Source organism: Pseudomonas sp. JH-2 (genome assembly GCF_036231725.1).
Taxonomy (GTDB): domain Bacteria; phylum Pseudomonadota; class Gammaproteobacteria; order Pseudomonadales; family Pseudomonadaceae; genus Pseudomonas; species Pseudomonas delhiensis.
The window spans coordinates 14,299-29,218 of the sequence record NZ_JAZAQP010000040.1; the positions used below are offsets into that span (position 1 = coordinate 14,299).

12 protein-coding genes are annotated in these 14,920 nt (G+C 69.1%); 7 read left to right on the plus strand and 5 right to left on the minus strand.

The annotated features are described in order from the left end of the window. The first annotated feature begins 7 nt into the window (after positions 1–7). Together VV867_RS23045 and VV867_RS23050 are read left to right on the plus strand one after the other, a co-directional pair. The gene (locus VV867_RS23045) at positions 8–1,522 is read left to right on the plus strand and encodes a C13 family peptidase (RefSeq protein ID WP_328567647.1); all 1,515 of its coding nucleotides are present in this window, start codon (positions 8–10) and stop codon (positions 1,520–1,522) included. 42 nt (positions 1,523–1,564) lie between these two features. Then, a complete protein-coding gene (locus tag VV867_RS23050; RefSeq protein ID WP_089389681.1) occupies positions 1,565–2,206 on the plus strand; it encodes an oxidoreductase in 642 nt (213 codons plus the stop codon). Positions 2,207–2,515: 309 nt separating this feature from the next. Here the strand turns inward: VV867_RS23050 and VV867_RS23055 are convergent, their stop codons facing one another. From VV867_RS23055 to VV867_RS23070, 4 genes are all read right to left on the minus strand, one after another. Beyond that, complete coding sequence (locus VV867_RS23055) at positions 2,516–2,776, minus strand: YceK/YidQ family lipoprotein (RefSeq protein WP_089389682.1); 261 nt, start codon at positions 2,774–2,776, stop codon at positions 2,516–2,518. Positions 2,777–2,792: 16 nt separating this feature from the next. Beyond that, positions 2,793–3,422 (minus strand): flavin prenyltransferase UbiX, encoded by a 630-nt coding sequence (gene ubiX / locus VV867_RS23060; protein WP_109936773.1) that lies wholly within the window; start codon positions 3,420–3,422, stop codon positions 2,793–2,795. Between the two features lies 1 nt (position 3,423). Next, positions 3,424–4,776 (minus strand): UDP-N-acetylmuramate:L-alanyl-gamma-D-glutamyl-meso-diaminopimelate ligase, encoded by a 1,353-nt coding sequence (gene mpl / locus VV867_RS23065; RefSeq protein ID WP_328567648.1) that lies wholly within the window; start codon positions 4,774–4,776, stop codon positions 3,424–3,426. Positions 4,777–5,086: 310 nt separating this feature from the next. After that, on the minus strand, positions 5,087–6,997 hold the full coding sequence (locus VV867_RS23070) for a sigma-54-dependent Fis family transcriptional regulator (RefSeq protein ID WP_328567649.1): 1,911 nt from the start codon (positions 6,995–6,997) through the stop codon (positions 5,087–5,089). Positions 6,998–7,301: 304 nt separating this feature from the next. On the opposite strand from VV867_RS23070, the gene exaC reads away from it, so the two are divergent. Further along, entirely contained in the window at positions 7,302–8,822 is a 1,521-nt protein-coding gene (gene exaC, locus VV867_RS23075; protein WP_109936770.1) for an acetaldehyde dehydrogenase ExaC, read from the plus strand. Positions 8,823–9,145: 323 nt separating this feature from the next. Here the strand turns inward: exaC and qhpR are convergent, their stop codons facing one another. After that, positions 9,146–10,195: an AraC-like transcriptional regulator QhpR gene (gene qhpR, locus VV867_RS23080; protein ID WP_328567650.1), complete on the minus strand. Its 1,050-nt coding sequence runs from the start codon at positions 10,193–10,195 to the stop codon at positions 9,146–9,148. Positions 10,196–10,475: 280 nt separating this feature from the next. On the opposite strand from qhpR, the gene eat reads away from it, so the two are divergent. The 4 genes from eat to VV867_RS23100 all read left to right on the plus strand — a co-directional run bounded on the left by eat (position 10,476) and on the right by VV867_RS23100 (position 14,917). After that, entirely contained in the window at positions 10,476–11,840 is a 1,365-nt protein-coding gene (gene eat, locus VV867_RS23085) for an ethanolamine permease (RefSeq protein WP_328567651.1), read from the plus strand. A gap of 52 nt (positions 11,841–11,892) precedes the next feature. Then, on the plus strand, positions 11,893–13,287 hold the full coding sequence (locus tag VV867_RS23090) for an ethanolamine ammonia-lyase subunit EutB (RefSeq protein WP_328567652.1): 1,395 nt from the start codon (positions 11,893–11,895) through the stop codon (positions 13,285–13,287). Between the two features lie 10 nt (positions 13,288–13,297). Continuing rightward, on the plus strand, positions 13,298–14,101 hold the full coding sequence (gene eutC / locus VV867_RS23095; RefSeq protein ID WP_328567653.1) for an ethanolamine ammonia-lyase subunit EutC: 804 nt from the start codon (positions 13,298–13,300) through the stop codon (positions 14,099–14,101). 351 nt (positions 14,102–14,452) lie between these two features. Next, positions 14,453–14,917: a GNAT family N-acetyltransferase gene (locus VV867_RS23100; protein WP_009615966.1), complete on the plus strand. Its 465-nt coding sequence runs from the start codon at positions 14,453–14,455 to the stop codon at positions 14,915–14,917. Positions 14,918–14,920 lie beyond the last annotated feature (3 nt).

Sequence of the window (14,920 nt, forward strand, 5' to 3'; positions counted from 1 at the left end):
CTGCCGCATGCGCCTGCACCTTCCCCTCCTCGCCCTGCTCCTGTCCCTGGCGGCCTGTGACCAGGGCCCCGCCCAGCCAACGGCCGACCTGGTGCTGCCCGACGGTGCGCGCTACCAAGGCGCCCTCGTCGACGGCCTCCTGCACGGCGATGGACGCCTGGAATACGGCAACGGCGCCTGGTACCAGGGCCGCTTCGCCAAGGGCCTGTTCGACGGTCCGGGCGAATGGCACGGCGCCGACGGCAGCCACTACCAGGGCGGCTTCCGCGCCGGCCTCTATCACGGCCAGGGCCAGTTGGACGACGGCCAGGGCAACGAATACGCGGGTACCTTCGAGAACGGCCAGTTGCGCGGCAAGGGCAGCTTCAGCGACACCGACGGCGACCGCTACGAGGGCGGCTTCGAGAACACCGAATTCAGTGGCCAGGGGCGTTTCGTCAACGCCGACGGCGACGTGTGGAGCGGCCAGTTCAGCCAGGGCGCGCTGAACGGCCCGGGCAAGTACGAGGGCCGCGACGGCAGCCGCTACGAAGGCGGCTTCAAGGACTGGCGCTTCGCTGGCGAAGGCGTGCTGACCCAGGCCGACGGCCAGGTCTACCGTGGCCAGTTCGCCGACGGCAAGTTCGCCGGCAAGGGCAGCCTGCGCGGCGCCGACGGGCGCCTGCAGGCCGGCACCTGGAGCAACGGCCTGCTGCGCCGCGACGAACAGGGCCGGCGCCTGCCCAACCCGGTGGAGGTCGGCCTGCTGGAACAGGGCCGCCTGCTCGACCGCGCCCTGGCCGCGCTGCCGCCCTCCACGCCGCAGGTGGAGCTGTACGCCCTGAGCGTGGGCGGCGACGGCAAGCAGAGCGTGTTCCTGCGCGAGGCCGACTACGTCGCCCGCCTGCTCGGCCAGCGCTTCGGCGCGCGCGGCGTGGTCACCCTGGTGAACAACCGCAACCACGCCGACGACCGTCCCATGGCCACCCGCGAGAGCCTGGCGCGGGCGGTCCGCGCCCTGGCGCGCAGCAGCGGCCCGGAAGACCTGGTGTTCATCTACCTGACCAGCCACGGCAGCCACGACCACCAACTGGTCCTCGACATGCCCGGCATCCGCCTGGACAACCTGCCCGCCACCGACCTCGCCGAACTGCTCGCGCCGCTGAAGGACCGCTACAAGGTGCTGGTGATCTCGGCCTGCTACAGCGGCGGCTTCATCGAACCCCTGAAGGACGACAGGACGCTGGTCATGACGGCGGCGCGCAGCGACCGGGTATCCTTCGGCTGTTCCGAGGAAGCGGACTTCACCTATTTCGGCCAGGCCCTGTTCGCCAACGCCTTGAACGCCACCGACGACCTGCAGCAGGCTTTCCAGCAGGCCAGCGCCGAGGTCGCCCGGCGCGAGGCGGAGGACGGCTTCGACGCCTCCGAACCGCAGCTGTGGGCGCCACCGGCCGTCCTGCAGCGCTGGAACACCTTGCGCGCAGGCCAGGCCAGCCGTGCCCTGAGCGCCGATGCGGGGCTCGTGCAGGAAAAACGTTAGCCCGGCAACTACGCTTGTAACTGTGTCAGCGGAGAAACCAGGATGTATTCAACACCGACGCATGTCCTTCTCGCCGGCGCCACCGGCCTCACCGGCGAGCACCTGCTCGACCGCATGCTCAGCGAGCCGACGGTCAAGCGCGTGCTGGCGCCGACCCGTCGGCCACTGGCCGCCCACCCGCGCCTGGAGAACCCCATAGGCCCATTGGCCGAACTCATCCCCAACCTGGCAGGGCCGGTGGACACGGTGTTCTGCTGCCTGGGCACCACCCTCAAGGAAGCCGGCTCGGAAGCGGCCTTCAAGGCGGTGGACCACGACCTGCCGCTGGCCCTGGGCGAGCACGCGCTCAAGCTCGGCGCGCGGCACTACGTGGTGGTCAGCGCGCTGGGCGCGGACAGCAAGTCCTCGCTGTTCTACAACCGCGTCAAGGGCGAGCTGGAAGAGGCCCTGCAGAAACAGGGCTGGCCGCAACTGACCATCGCCCGCCCCTCCCTGCTGCTGGGCCAGCGCGAGGAAATCCGCCTGGCCGAACTGCTCGCCGCGCCCTTCGCCCGCATCCTCCCCGGCAAGCTCCACGGCATCGAAGCCTGCGCCCTGGCCCGCGCCCTCTGGCGCCTGGCCCTGGAGACCGGCAAGGGCGTGCGGTTCGTCGAGTCGGATGAGTTGCGCAGGCTAGGCAAATAACCCCAGCTGCACCGAGATGCTCTTCGTAGGATGGGTTGAGCCTCAGCGAAACCCATGCTGCCGTGGCGATGGGTATCGCTTCGCTCAACACCATCCTACGACGGTGTTTCCTGTTGCGCCCTGCGCGCGATTTCGCGGGCAGGGCCCGCTCCTACAGTTCGGTATGAGGCATGGCACTCCCCTGTAGGAGCGGACCTTGTCCGCGATAGCCGGAGGCTCCGGCGCGGTTCGCGGATGAGATCTGCTCCTACGCAACGCCCACCTGTAGGAGCGCGCCCTGCGCGCGAATCGCGGGCAAGGCCCGCGGCGTCAATTCCCGCCCCATACCTGCAGTCCGATCCCCAGCTCCGCGGCGATCGACAGCGGCAGCAGCACGGTGTCCAGCAACGCGCTGCCCGGCAGGTCCAGGCGTGGGTAGGTTGGTGCCTCGGTGCCGTAGTGGTCCCTGGGGCAGCAGCCGCCGTTGATGGAGTACCAGTCCAGCCGGGTGCCCGCGTAGATCAGCGGGGCGCCGGGCTTGTTGGCGTTGAGGGTCTTCACCGTGGCGCAGCCGCCCAGTTGCAGCAGCATCAGGGCGGCGAGGAGCTTATTCGTCACTGACAAGGTGGTGTTCGCCCCAGCGCGGCAGCATGTCCTGGGGGATGCCCAGTTGGTTGAGGATGCGCGCGACCACGAAGTCGACCAGGTCGTCGATGGTCTGCGGCTGGTGGTAGAAACCCGGCGCCGCCGGCAGGATCACCGCGCCCAGGTTGGACAGCTTGAGCATGTTCTCCAGGTGGATGCTGGAGAGCGGCGCCTCGCGCGGCACCAGGATCAGCTGGCGGCGCTCCTTGAGGGCGACGTCGGCGGCACGCTCGATCAGGTTGTTGCAGGCGCCGGTGGCGATCGCCGACAGCGTGCCGGTGGAACACGGCACCACCACCATGGCGCCGGGCGCGCCGGAGCCGGAGGCCACCGGGGCCATCCAGTCCTCCTTGCCGTACACGCGGATCTGCCCGGGGGCGGCGCCGGTGTATTCGCTGAGGAAGGCCTGCATCGCCTGAGGCTTGCCCGGCAGGGTCACGTCGGTCTCGGTGGCCACCACCAGTTGCGCGGCCTTGGAGATCAGGAAGTGCACCTCGCGGTCTTCCTGCACCAGGCAGTCGAGCAGGCGCAGGCCGTACTGGGCGCCGGAGGCGCCGGTCATCGCCAGGGTGACGCGTTCGGCTCCCGCCATCTCAGTCCTCCAGGGCCTTGGCCAGCTTGCCGTGCAGGCCGCCGAAGCCGCCGTTGCTCATGATCACCACCTGGGTGCCCGGGGCGGCCACGGCCTTCACCCCTTCGATGATGGCGTCCAGGGAATCGCACACCTGGGTCGGCACGGTCGAACCGGCCACTGTGGCGGCCAGGTCCCAGCCCAGGTTCGGCGGCGCATACCAGAACACCCGGTCGGCCTGGGCCACGCTGTCGGCCAGGCCGTCGCGGTGGGCGCCCAGCTTCATGGAGTTGGAACGCGGCTCCACCACGGCGATCACCGGGGCGTCGCCGACGCGCTTGCGCAGGCCGTCGAGGGTGGTGGCGATGGCGGTCGGGTGGTGGGCGAAGTCGTCGTAGAGGGTCACGCCCTTCACTTCGGCGACCTTCTCCATGCGCCGCTTGACGCTCTTGAACGCCGACAGAGCGGCGCAGCCCAGCTCCGGCACCACGCCGACGTGGCGGGCGGCGGCCAGGCAGGCCAGGGCATTGGCGACGTTGTGCTGGCCGGTCAGCTCCCACTCCACGGTGCCCTGCGCGGCGCCGTCGAACAGCACCTCGAAGCGCGAGCCGTCGGCGCTGAGCAGGCGCGCCTGCCACTGGCCGCCGGTGCCTGTGGTCTGTACCGGCGTCCAGCAGCCCATGCCGATCACGCGCTTGAGCGCGGCTTCGTTTTCGGGGTGGATGATCAGGCCCTCGCCGGGGATGGTCCGCACCAGGTGGTGGAACTGCCGCTCGATGGCCGCGAGGTCCGGGAAGATGTCCGCGTGGTCGAATTCCAGGTTGTTCAGGATGGCGGTGCGCGGGCGGTAGTGGACGAACTTCGAGCGCTTGTCGAAGAAGGCGCTGTCGTACTCATCGGCCTCCACCACGAAGAACGGCGTGCCGCCCAGCCGCGCGGAGACGCCGAAGTTCTGCGGCACGCCGCCGATCAGGAAGCCCGGGCTCATGCCGGCGTGCTCCAGCACCCAGGCCAGCATGCTGCTGGTGGTGGTCTTGCCGTGGGTACCGGCCGCAGCCAGCACCCAGCGCCCCTGCAGCACGTGGTCGGCCAGCCACTGCGGGCCGGAAACGTAGGGCAGGCCCTTGTTCAGCACGTGCTCCACCGCCGGGTTGCCGCGCGACAGGGCGTTGCCGATCACCACCAGGTCCGGCGCCGGCGCCAGGTGGGCGGGCTCGTAGCCCTGCATCAGTTCGATGCCCTGGGCCTGCAGCTGGGTGCTCATGGGCGGGTAGACGTTGGCGTCGGAACCGGTGACGCGGTGCCCCAGTTCCTTGGCCAGCACGGCCAGCGAGCCCATGAAGGTGCCGCAGATGCCGAGGATGTGGATATGCATGCAGACTCCTGCAATCAAGCCTGGGAAGGCGCTTCGAATGGGCGGCAGATTAGCACAGCGCCGGGTGCCGGCGGGGTGGCTGGATGCATCAGACGGCGCCATTCGCCGGGGGTTCCGCGCACGCTGGCGGTAGGCCCGGCGTAGGGCGAATAACCGTTCGCGGTTATCCGCCGATACACCCAACCCTCGTCCAAAGCCAAGGTTGAACCTGAAGCCATCCATCTACACAGCCGCAGCCAAAGCCAAGGCCGAACCCGGAGCCGCCTGGGGCCAAGGTCAAACGGCGTACAACCGCGAACGGTTGTACGCCCTACGGCACGGAGCGGCTCAGGCCGTGGCGGCGCAACTTGCGGTACAGGGTATTGCGGCTGATGCCCAGTTGCTGCGCGGTGCGGCTCATGTGCCAGCGCTGCGCCTCCAGCACCGCCAGCAGGGCGCCGCGCTCGGCGTCGAGCAGGCTGTCGGCGGGCGCCTCCGCTTCGGGCGCGGGTCTGGGCTGCGCGGCGCGGCGGATGTCCACCGGCAGGTCGGCCAGGTGCACGCGGCCGCCTTCGCTGAGCGCCACCAGGGTGCGCAGCACGTTGCGCAGCTGGCGCACGTTGCCCGGCCAGGGGTGGTCGAGCAGCGCCTGGCGCACGTCCTCGTCGAGCACGATGGGCCGGCCCCGGGATTCCTCGGCGAGCAGTTGCGCCAGCAACTGCGGCCTGTCCTCGCGCTCGCGCAGGGCCGGCAGTTGCAGCACCAGGCCGTTGAGGCGGTAGTAGAGGTCCTCGCGGAAGCTGCCGGCGGCCACCAGTTCATCCAGGTTGCGGTGGGTGGCGCTGATCAGGCGCAGGTCCACCGGTTGCGCCACGCCGTCGCCCAGGGGCACCACCTGGCGCTCTTCCAGCACGCGCAGCAGGCGCGTCTGCAGGGCCAGGGGCATGTCGCCGATCTCGTCGAGGAACAGGGTGCCGCCGTCGGCCTGCAGCAGCTTGCCGCGCATGCCTTCCTTGCGCGCGCCGGTGAAGCTGCCGCCGCGGTAGCCGAACAGCTCGCTCTCGATCAGGCTCTCCGGGATGGCCGCGCAGTTCAGCGCGACGAAGGCCTTGCCGGCGCGCTCGCCGGACTGGTGCACGGCCTTGGCGAAGGCCTCCTTGCCCGAGCCGGTCTCGCCGTGCAGCAGCAGCGGCACGTCGTGGGCGTAGACCTTGAGGGCGCGGCGGAAGTCCGCGGCCAGGCGCTCGTCGCCCAGGCACAGCCCCGGGGCGGCCGGCGCCGGGCACGCCGCGGGCACCACCAGCGGCCGTGGCTCGCCACGCAACTGGGCGTGGAACTGGCGCCCGGCATGGCTGCGCAGCGGCCAGCTGAGGCCGGCCTGGGTGCTGGCGCGGCCGAGCAGGTCGTCCAGGCGGATGTCGAAGCAGTCCTCCACGCAGCGGCCGAGCAGGCCGTCGCGCGGGCGGTCCAGCAGGTTCAGCGCGCCCTGGTTGGCGGCGAGGATGCGCCCGGCGCCGTCGAAGGCCACCAGGCCCTCGCTGAACAACCCGACGTACTCGGCCTGCAGGTGGAAGCGCAGCAGCCACTGGCCTTCGAAGCGGCGCAGGAAGTAGCAGCTCTCGATCATCTTCGCCGAGAGGTTGACCAGCGCCATGGTGTGGAACTGGCTCTGCCGCGACAGGTCGCGGCGCGCCGAGGACACGTCGAGCACCGCCAGCAGTTCGCCGTGGGGGTCGAACACCGGGCTCGCCGAGCAGGTCAGGCCAGTGTGCAGGCTGCGGAAATGTTCGTCGCGGTGGATGGTCAGGGCCTGGCGCTCGACCAGGCAGGTGCCGATGCCGTTGGTGCCCTCGCGCGCCTCGCTCCAGTCGGCGCCCAGCCACAGCCCGGCGTGTTCGAAGGTGGCGCGCTCGGCCTCGTCGCAGACGCGGTTGAGGATCACCCCGCGGGCGTCGGTGAGCAGCACCGCGTGGCCGGCGCCGGCGAGCTGCTGGCGCAGGCTGGTCATCTCGCCGCTGGCGATCTCCAGCACCTGCTGCAGGCCCTCGCGGCGCTCCAGCATGCGCCGGTGCTCCAGCACCGTGGGCGGCAGGGTCTGCGCCGGGTCGAGGTGGTATTCCTCCAGGCAGCGCAGCCAGGAACGGGCGATGGACGGATCGGCGGCGGGGCCGCTGGCCGGTTGCTGCCCGCGGGCCACTGTCATGACCTGGCGGGCGTGGCGACTCATGGCGTTCGCACTCATTGTTATGGTTCTCCACGGAAGGGACGGCAGGCAGTCCCGGGGCGACCGTCCCCGCAGCATCGTCCAGTGCGCCGCGCAATGCAATGCCCCGGTGACCTGCCGGTCAGCCGCTGTGCCGGATGCGCTACAAACTGTCACCCCGGCCTGTACCGCCGTTGCCACACCGCCCGTCGGCGGCTGCCCGCCAGCCGACCACCGGCCCAGCAACCACGCGGTTCGCGCTGGCATGGCCCGGCCCTTGCTCTACGCTTGTCAGACCACAAACGCGTCCTCCCCAACAAGCACAAGAGCCAGGAGATCCACCATGCGTTACGCCCAACCCGGTAGCCAAGGTGCTGTCGTTTCCTTCAAGTCCCGCTACGGCAACTACATCGGTGGCGAGTTCGTACCCCCGGTCAATGGCCAGTACTTCGTCAACACCTCGCCGGTGAACGGCCAGCCGATCGCCGAGTTCCCCCGCTCCGACGCCGCCGACATCGACAAGGCCCTGGATGCCGCCCACGCCGCGGCCGACGCCTGGGGCCGCACCTCGGTGCAGGAGCGTTCGAACATCCTGCTGAAGATCGCCGACCGCATCGAACAGAACCTGGAAGTGCTGGCCGTCACCGAAACCTGGGACAACGGCAAGGCCGTGCGCGAGACGCTCAACGCCGACATCCCCCTGGCCGCCGACCATTTCCGCTACTTCGCCGGCTGCATCCGCGCCCAGGAAGGCTCCGCCGCCGAGATCAACGACACCACCGTGGCCTACCACATCCACGAGCCGCTGGGCGTGGTCGGGCAGATCATCCCGTGGAACTTCCCGCTGCTGATGGCCGCCTGGAAGCTGGCCCCGGCCCTGGCCGCCGGCAACTGCGTGGTGCTCAAGCCGGCCGAGCAGACGCCGCTGGGCATCTGCGTGCTGATGGAGATCATCGGCGACCTGCTGCCGCCGGGCGTGCTCAACGTCGTCCAGGGCTTCGGCAAGGAAGCCGGCGAGGCGCTGGCCACCAGCAAGCGCATCGCCAAGATCGCCTTCACCGGCTCCACCCCGGTGGGCTCGCACATCCTCGAGTGCGCGGCGAAGAACATCATCCCGTCCACCGTGGAACTGGGCGGCAAGAGCCCGAACATCTACTTCGAAGACATCATGCAGGCCGAGCCGTCCTTCATCGAGAAGGCCGCCGAGGGCCTGGTGCTGGCCTTCTTCAACCAGGGCGAGGTGTGCACCTGCCCGTCCCGCGCCCTGGTGCAGGAATCCATCTACCCGCAGTTCATGGAAGTGGTGATGAAGAAGGTCAAGGCGATCAAGCGCGGCGACCCGCTGGACACCGACACCATGGTCGGCGCCCAGGCCTCGCAGCAGCAGTTCGACAAGATCCTCTCCTACCTCGACATCGCCCAGAAGGAAGGCGCCGAGGTGCTGACCGGCGGCGCGGTGGAGAAACTCGAAGGCAGCCTGGCCACCGGCTACTACATCCAGCCGACGCTGCTCAAGGGCAACAACAAGATGCGCGTGTTCCAGGAGGAAATCTTCGGCCCGGTGGTGGGCGTCACCACCTTCAAGGACGAAGCCGAGGCCCTGGCCATCGCCAACGACACCGAATACGGCCTGGGCGCCGGCGTCTGGACCCGCGACATCAACCGCGCCTACCGCATGGGCCGCGGCATCAAGGCCGGCCGCGTGTGGACCAACTGCTACCACCTGTACCCGGCGCACGCCGCCTTCGGTGGCTACAAGAAATCCGGCGTGGGCCGCGAGACCCACAAGATGATGCTCGACCACTACCAGCAGACCAAGAACCTGCTGGTCAGCTACGACATCAACCCGCTGGGCTTCTTCTGATCCACCCGGGCTTCCGACTCTCTTCCTGCGCGGCCTTCGGGCCGCGCTTTTTTTCAGGCCTCGGAAAAGCAGGGCGAATAACCGTTCGGAATGAGCCGGATATTCGGCCTCAACCTGTAGGAGCGGGCCCTGCCCGCGATTCGCACGCAGGGCGTGCTCCTACAGTGAAACTCCATGGCCGGCGCAGCGTAGGACCTTGTCCGCGATAGCCGGACACTCCGGCGCGTTTCGCGGATGAGATCCGCTCCTACAGATACATGAGCGGCTCAGGAGCGCGGGGGCAGGTGTATCGGCGTATAACCGCGAACGGTCATGCGCCCGGATCAGTCCCCATGACTGCGCCACTGCCGCGGGCTCACCCCGAACCAGCGGCGGAAGGCGCGGGAGAAGGCGCTGGTCTCGGAGTAGCCCAGCAGCGGCGCCAGTTCGGAGATCGGCCGCTGGCGCTGGCGCAGGTAGTGCACCGCCAGTTCGCGGCGGGTGTTCTCCACCAGTTGGCTGAAGCTCAGCCCGGCCTCGCGCAGGCGCCGTTGCAGGCCGGCGGTGGTCAGTTCCAGGCGCTCGGCGATCAGTTCCAACACCGGCTCGCCCTCGCTCAGGGCCAGGCGGATCTGGGTGCCGGCGTCTTCCAGCAGGTCCGGCCCACGGCTCTGCTCGCCGAGGCGGCGGATCACGTCCTGCACCAGGAACAGCAGGTTGGCGTCGCGCTCGGGCATCAGCCGGCCCTTGATGTCGGCCTTGGGCACCAGCAGCGAATTGCAGCCGCGCTGGAAGTGCACCGGCGCGCCGAAGACCCGCGCGTGCTCCTGCCAGTCCTCCGGGCGGGCGTGCTCGAAGCCCACCGCGCGCGGCGTCCAGTCCTGGCCCAGGGCGTGGCGCAGCAGGTTCAGCGCCATGCCCATGGTCAATTCGGCATCCTGCCGGCGGTCGAGGATGGCGCCGTGCTGCACCTGGTAGTCGAAGCGGTAGCACTCGCCGCAGTCCACCAGGCGGATCAGCGTGCTGTGCTGGTGGAAGGGGAAGGCCGAGGCGAAGTTGCGCAGGGCGTCCTCCAGGGTTTCCGAGCACAGCCCGACGTAGCCCAGCAGGCCGAGGGCACGGGGCTGGAACTGCTGCCCGTAGCGCAGGCCGAAGTTGTCGCAGCCGGACTGCCGCGCGGCCTCCTCCAGCACCTGGCAGTAGTTGGTCAGGGCCAGGCTCAGCGTGGGGTGGCGCAGGCGTTCGGGGTCGATGCCGGCGCGGCCGAAGACGCGGTCGATGTCGCCGCCCTGGGCAGTGATGAAGCCATCCAGTCCGCTGGCGGCGGCGGACAGCACGCCGAGGTTGCTCGCCGAGGGCATGGCGACTGCGCTGGAGAACAGGGACGGGTTCATGGGCACGCTCGTTATTGATCACTTATTCGACAAAACGACGAAGCAATTACCGTGCCTCGCCTCCAGGGCCCGCCAGCCCCCATCCCCGGGGTGTTTTCCTCGAAGACTTGCGTCATTCCCGTGCAGGCCCCGCGCCATCCTGGGGCGATGGGTAACACCCTGTTGCAAGTTGACCGCAGAGGCCGCACGCCGGGCTCCAGGGTCAAGTCCTGGACGACCTGCGTCGCTACCATCGAAGCCAGGCAACCCATCCACGCCCCCAGGGGCAGAGGAGTCCACAATGAGCGCATCACAACTAAAACCGACGCTGGGAACCTTGCACCTCTGGGGCCTGGCCGTGGGCCTGGTGATTTCCGGCGAATACTTCGGCTGGAGCTACGGCTGGGGCACCGCCGGCACCCTGGGCTTCCTGGTCACCACCCTGATGGTGGCCCTGATGTACACCTGCTTCATCTTCAGCTACACCGAGCTGACCACCGCCATCCCCCACGCCGGCGGGCCCTTCGCCTATAGCCTGCGGGCCTTCGGCAAGACCGGCGCGAGCATCGCCGGCATCGCCACCCTGATCGAGTTCGTCTTCGCCCCGCCGGCCATCGCCATGGCCATCGGCGCCTACCTCAACGTGCAGTTCCCGGCGCTGGACCCGAAATGGGCGGCCACCGGCGCCTACGCCATCTTCATGACGCTGAACATCCTCGGCGTGAGCATCGCCGCCACCTTCGAACTGGTGGTCACCGTGCTGGCCGTGGCCGAGCTGCTGGTGTTCATGGGCGTGGTGGCGCCGGGCTTCAGCTTCAGCAACTTCGTGCTCAACGGCTGGGCTGGCTCCAGCACCTTCAGCAGCGCGGCCATCGGCGGCATCTTCGCGGCGATCCCCTTCGCCATCTGGTTCTTCCTCGCCATCGAGGGTGCGGCCATGGCCGCCGAGGAGGCCAAGGACCCGAAACGCACCATCCCACGCGCCTACATCGCCGGCATCCTGACCCTGGTGACCCTGGCCATCGGCGTGATGATCTTCGCCGGCGGCGTTGGCGACTGGCGCGCACTGTCGAACATCAACGACCCGCTGCCGCAGGCCATGAAGGCGGTGGTCGGCAACGACTCCACCTGGATGCACATGCTGGTGTGGATCGGCCTGTTCGGCCTGGTGGCCAGCTTCCACGGCATCATCCTCGGCTACTCGCGGCAGTTCTTCGCCCTCGCCCGCGCCGGCTTCCTGCCCGCAGGGCTGGCGAAGCTGTCGCGCTTCCAGACCCCGCACCGGGCCATCCTCGCCGGCGGCGTGGTGGGCATCGCGGCAATCTTCAGCGACAACCTGATCAGCCTGCAGGGCATGACATTGACCGCGGCGATGATCACCATGAGCGTATTCGGCGCCATCGTCATGTACATCATGAGCATGCTCAGCCTGTTCAAACTGCGCCGCAGCGAGCCGCACCTGGAGCGCAGCTTCCGCGCCCCCGGCTACCCGGTGGTGCCGGGCATCGCCCTGGGCCTGGCGCTGGTCTGCCTGGCGGCCATGCTGTGGTACAACCAGGTGATCGCCATGGTATTCCTGGCGCTGATGCTGGCCGGCTACATCGGCTGCAACCTGGTCATCGCCGCGCGCCGTGGCGTGCCGGCGAGCTTCGCCAGCGAAGGCTGATCCACCCGCGCCGGGCCGCGAGGTCCGGCGCCGTTGAGCACAAGGAGTTCCCATGCCCGGATACGCCCACAGCGTCGGTGGCCAGACCTGGCGCTTCGACAGCCTCAGGCAGCTGATGGCCAAGGCCAGCCCGGCGCGCTCCGGCGACTGCCTGGCGGGCATCGCCGCGGCCAGCGACGCCGAGCGCGTGGCCGCGCAGATGGCCCTGGCCGAGGCGCCGCTCAAGCGCTTCCTCGACGAGGCGCTGGTCCCCTACGAAAGCGACGAGGTCACCCGCCTGATCATCGACGGCCACGACCGCGCCGCCTTCGCCCCGGTCAGCCACCTGACGGTGGGCGACTTCCGCGACTGGCTGCTCGGCGATGCCGCCGACGAAGCCAGCCTGCGCGCCCTGGCCCCGGGGCTGACGCCGGAAATGGCGGCGGCGGTGTCGAAGATCATGCGCGTGCAGGACCTGGTGCTAGTGGCGCAGAAGATCCGCGTGGTCACCCGCTTCCGCAACACCCAGGGCCTGCGCGGCCGGCTGTCCACCCGGCTGCAGCCCAACCACCCGACCGACGACCCCGCCGGCATCGCCGCCAGCGTCCTCGACGGCCTGCTCTACGGCAACGGCGACGCCATGCTCGGGATCAACCCGGCCACCGACAGCCTGCACTCCATCTGCACCCTGCTGGAGATGCTCGACGCCATCATCCAGCGCTACGAGATTCCCACCCAGTCCTGCGTGCTGACCCACGTCACCAGCTCCATCGAGGCGATCAACCGCGGCGCGCCGCTGGACCTGGTGTTCCAGTCCATCGCCGGCACCGAGGCGGCCAACGCCAGCTTCGGCGTGAGCCTGGCGGTGCTGCAGGAAGGCTACGAGGCGGGCCTGTCGCTCAAGCGTGGAACGCTGGGCGACAACCTCATGTACTTCGAGACCGGCCAGGGCAGCGCCCTCTCGGCCAACGCCCACCACGGCGTCGACCAGCAGACCTGCGAGGCCCGCGCCTATGCCGTGGCGCGGCACTTCAAGCCGTTCCTGGTGAACACCGTGGTCGGCTTCATCGGCCCGGAATACCTGTACAACGGCAAGCAGATCATCCGCGCCGGCCTGGAAGACCACTTCTGCGGCAAGCTGCTGGGCGTGCCCATGGGCTGCGACATCTGCTACACCAACCATGCCGAGGCCGACCAGGACGACATGGACATGCTGCTGACGCTGCTGGGCGTGGCCGGCATCAACTTCATCATGGGCATCCCCGGCTCCGACGACGTGATGCTCAACTACCAGACCACCTCCTTCCACGACGCCCTCTACGCCCGCCAGGCCCTGGGCCTGCGTCCGGCGCCGGAGTTCGAGCAATGGCTGGAGCGCATGCACATCCTGCAACAACGCGACGGCCGGGTGCGCCTGGCCGAACAACTGCCGCCGGCGTTCCGCCCGGCCCTGGCGCAACTGAGCTGAGGAAGCGCGGATGAGCGAAGAGGCCACCCCCAACCCCTGGCAGGAACTGCGCCGCCTGACCCCCGCGCGCATCGCCCTGGGCCGCGCCGGCACCAGCCTGCCGACCCGCGCGCAACTGGACTTCCAGTTCGCCCACGCCCAGGCCCGCGACGCCGTGCACCTGAGCTTCGACCACGCCGGCCTGAGCGCCGCCCTGGCCGAACGCGGGCGCGAAAGCCTGCTGCTGCACAGCGCCGCCCCCGACCGCCACACCTACCTGCAGCGCCCGGACCTGGGCCGCCGCCTGGATGAAGACTCGGCAGCGCTGCTGCGCCGCCACGCCGAGGCCAACCCGGCGGGCTACGACCTGGCCGTGGCGGTGGCCGACGGCCTCTCCGCCCTGGCCGTGCAGCGCCACGCCCTGCCCTTCCTGGAACGCCTGGAGGACATGGCCGCGGCCGAGAACTGGAGCCTGTCGCCGGTTGCCCTGGTGCAACAGGGCCGCGTGGCGGTGGCGGACGAGGTCGGCGAGCTACTGCGGGCGAAGATGGTGGTCATCCTCATCGGCGAACGCCCCGGCCTCAGCTCGCCGGACAGCCTCGGCCTGTACTTCACCTGGGCGCCGAAGGTGGGCCTGAACGACGCCTACCGCAACTGCATCTCCAACGTCCGCCTGGAAGGCCTGAGCTACGGCATGGCCGCGCACCGCCTGCTGTACCTGATGCGCGAAGCCTGCCGCCGCCAGCTCTCGGGGGTGAACCTGAAGGACGAGGCGGAACTGCCGACGCTGGAGGGGCAAGGGCCGGGGGCCAACTTCCTGCTGGCCGGGCGCTGAGCCTCCGGGAGAGGGACTGACTGGAACCGTAGGGCGAATAACCGTTCGCGGTTATCCGCCGTGGGCCGGGCCACCGGGGCATCCGGCGTGGCCGGTCAATCCAATCGCGGACGAAGTCCTCCTACCCCACCACCGCTGTCCCATCTGTAGGAGCGCGCCCTGCGCGCGATTCGCGGGCAGAGCCCGCTCCTACGTCCATGCCTCCCTGGAACCCTAAGGCGCCGCTCTCGATCAAACGCTCGCTTGGATTGCGCTTTCAACGATTTCTGGTGCAGCATCCAGGGCAGTGTTGTGCTGGCACAGCACCTGCATCGTGACAGCAGCCCATTCACCGAACGCAGAGATCCGCCCATGCGCATCGTGCAAGCCACCCTCGATCACCTCGACCTGCTCGCCCCGCTGTTCGTCAAGTACCGTGAGTTCTACGGGATGCTGCCCTACCCCGAATCCTCGCGGAAATTCCTGGAAAAGCGCCTCAAGCGCAAGGAGTCGGTGATCTACCTGGCGCTGCCGGACGACAGCGACGACAAGCTGCTGGGCTTCTGCCAGCTCTACCCGAGCTTCTCCTCGCTGTCGCTCAAGCGCGTGTGGATCCTCAACGACATCTACGTCGCCGAGGACGCCCGCCGCCAGCTGGTGGCCGACCACCTGCTGCAGCACGCCCGGCAGATGGCGCGGGAAACCAACGCCGTGCGCATGCGCGTGTCCACCAGCACCAACAACGAGGTGGCGCAGAAGGTCTACGAGTCCATCGGCTTCCGCGAGGACACCGAGTTCAAGAACTATATCCTCCCGATCAGCGACGATCTGGTCTAAGCC

Bases quoted from the DNA above. Each gene is read 5' to 3' on its own strand.
- VV867_RS23045 (WP_328567647.1), top strand. From the start codon at position 8: ATGCGCCTGCACCTTCCCCTCCTCGCCCTGCTCCTGTCCCTGGCGGCC.
- VV867_RS23050 (WP_089389681.1), top strand. From the start codon at position 1,565: ATGTATTCAACACCGACGCATGTCCTTCTCGCCGGCGCCACCGGCCTC.
- VV867_RS23055 (WP_089389682.1), bottom strand. From the start codon at position 2,776: ATGCTGCTGCAACTGGGCGGCTGCGCCACGGTGAAGACCCTCAACGCC.
- ubiX (WP_109936773.1), bottom strand. From the start codon at position 3,422: ATGGCGGGAGCCGAACGCGTCACCCTGGCGATGACCGGCGCCTCCGGC.
- mpl (WP_328567648.1), bottom strand. From the start codon at position 4,776: ATGCATATCCACATCCTCGGCATCTGCGGCACCTTCATGGGCTCGCTG.
- VV867_RS23070 (WP_328567649.1), bottom strand. From the start codon at position 6,997: ATGAGTGCGAACGCCATGAGTCGCCACGCCCGCCAGGTCATGACAGTG.
- exaC (WP_109936770.1), top strand. From the start codon at position 7,302: ATGCGTTACGCCCAACCCGGTAGCCAAGGTGCTGTCGTTTCCTTCAAG.
- qhpR (WP_328567650.1), bottom strand. From the start codon at position 10,195: ATGAACCCGTCCCTGTTCTCCAGCGCAGTCGCCATGCCCTCGGCGAGC.
- eat (WP_328567651.1), top strand. From the start codon at position 10,476: ATGAGCGCATCACAACTAAAACCGACGCTGGGAACCTTGCACCTCTGG.
- VV867_RS23090 (WP_328567652.1), top strand. From the start codon at position 11,893: ATGCCCGGATACGCCCACAGCGTCGGTGGCCAGACCTGGCGCTTCGAC.
- eutC (WP_328567653.1), top strand. From the start codon at position 13,298: ATGAGCGAAGAGGCCACCCCCAACCCCTGGCAGGAACTGCGCCGCCTG.
- VV867_RS23100 (WP_009615966.1), top strand. From the start codon at position 14,453: ATGCGCATCGTGCAAGCCACCCTCGATCACCTCGACCTGCTCGCCCCG.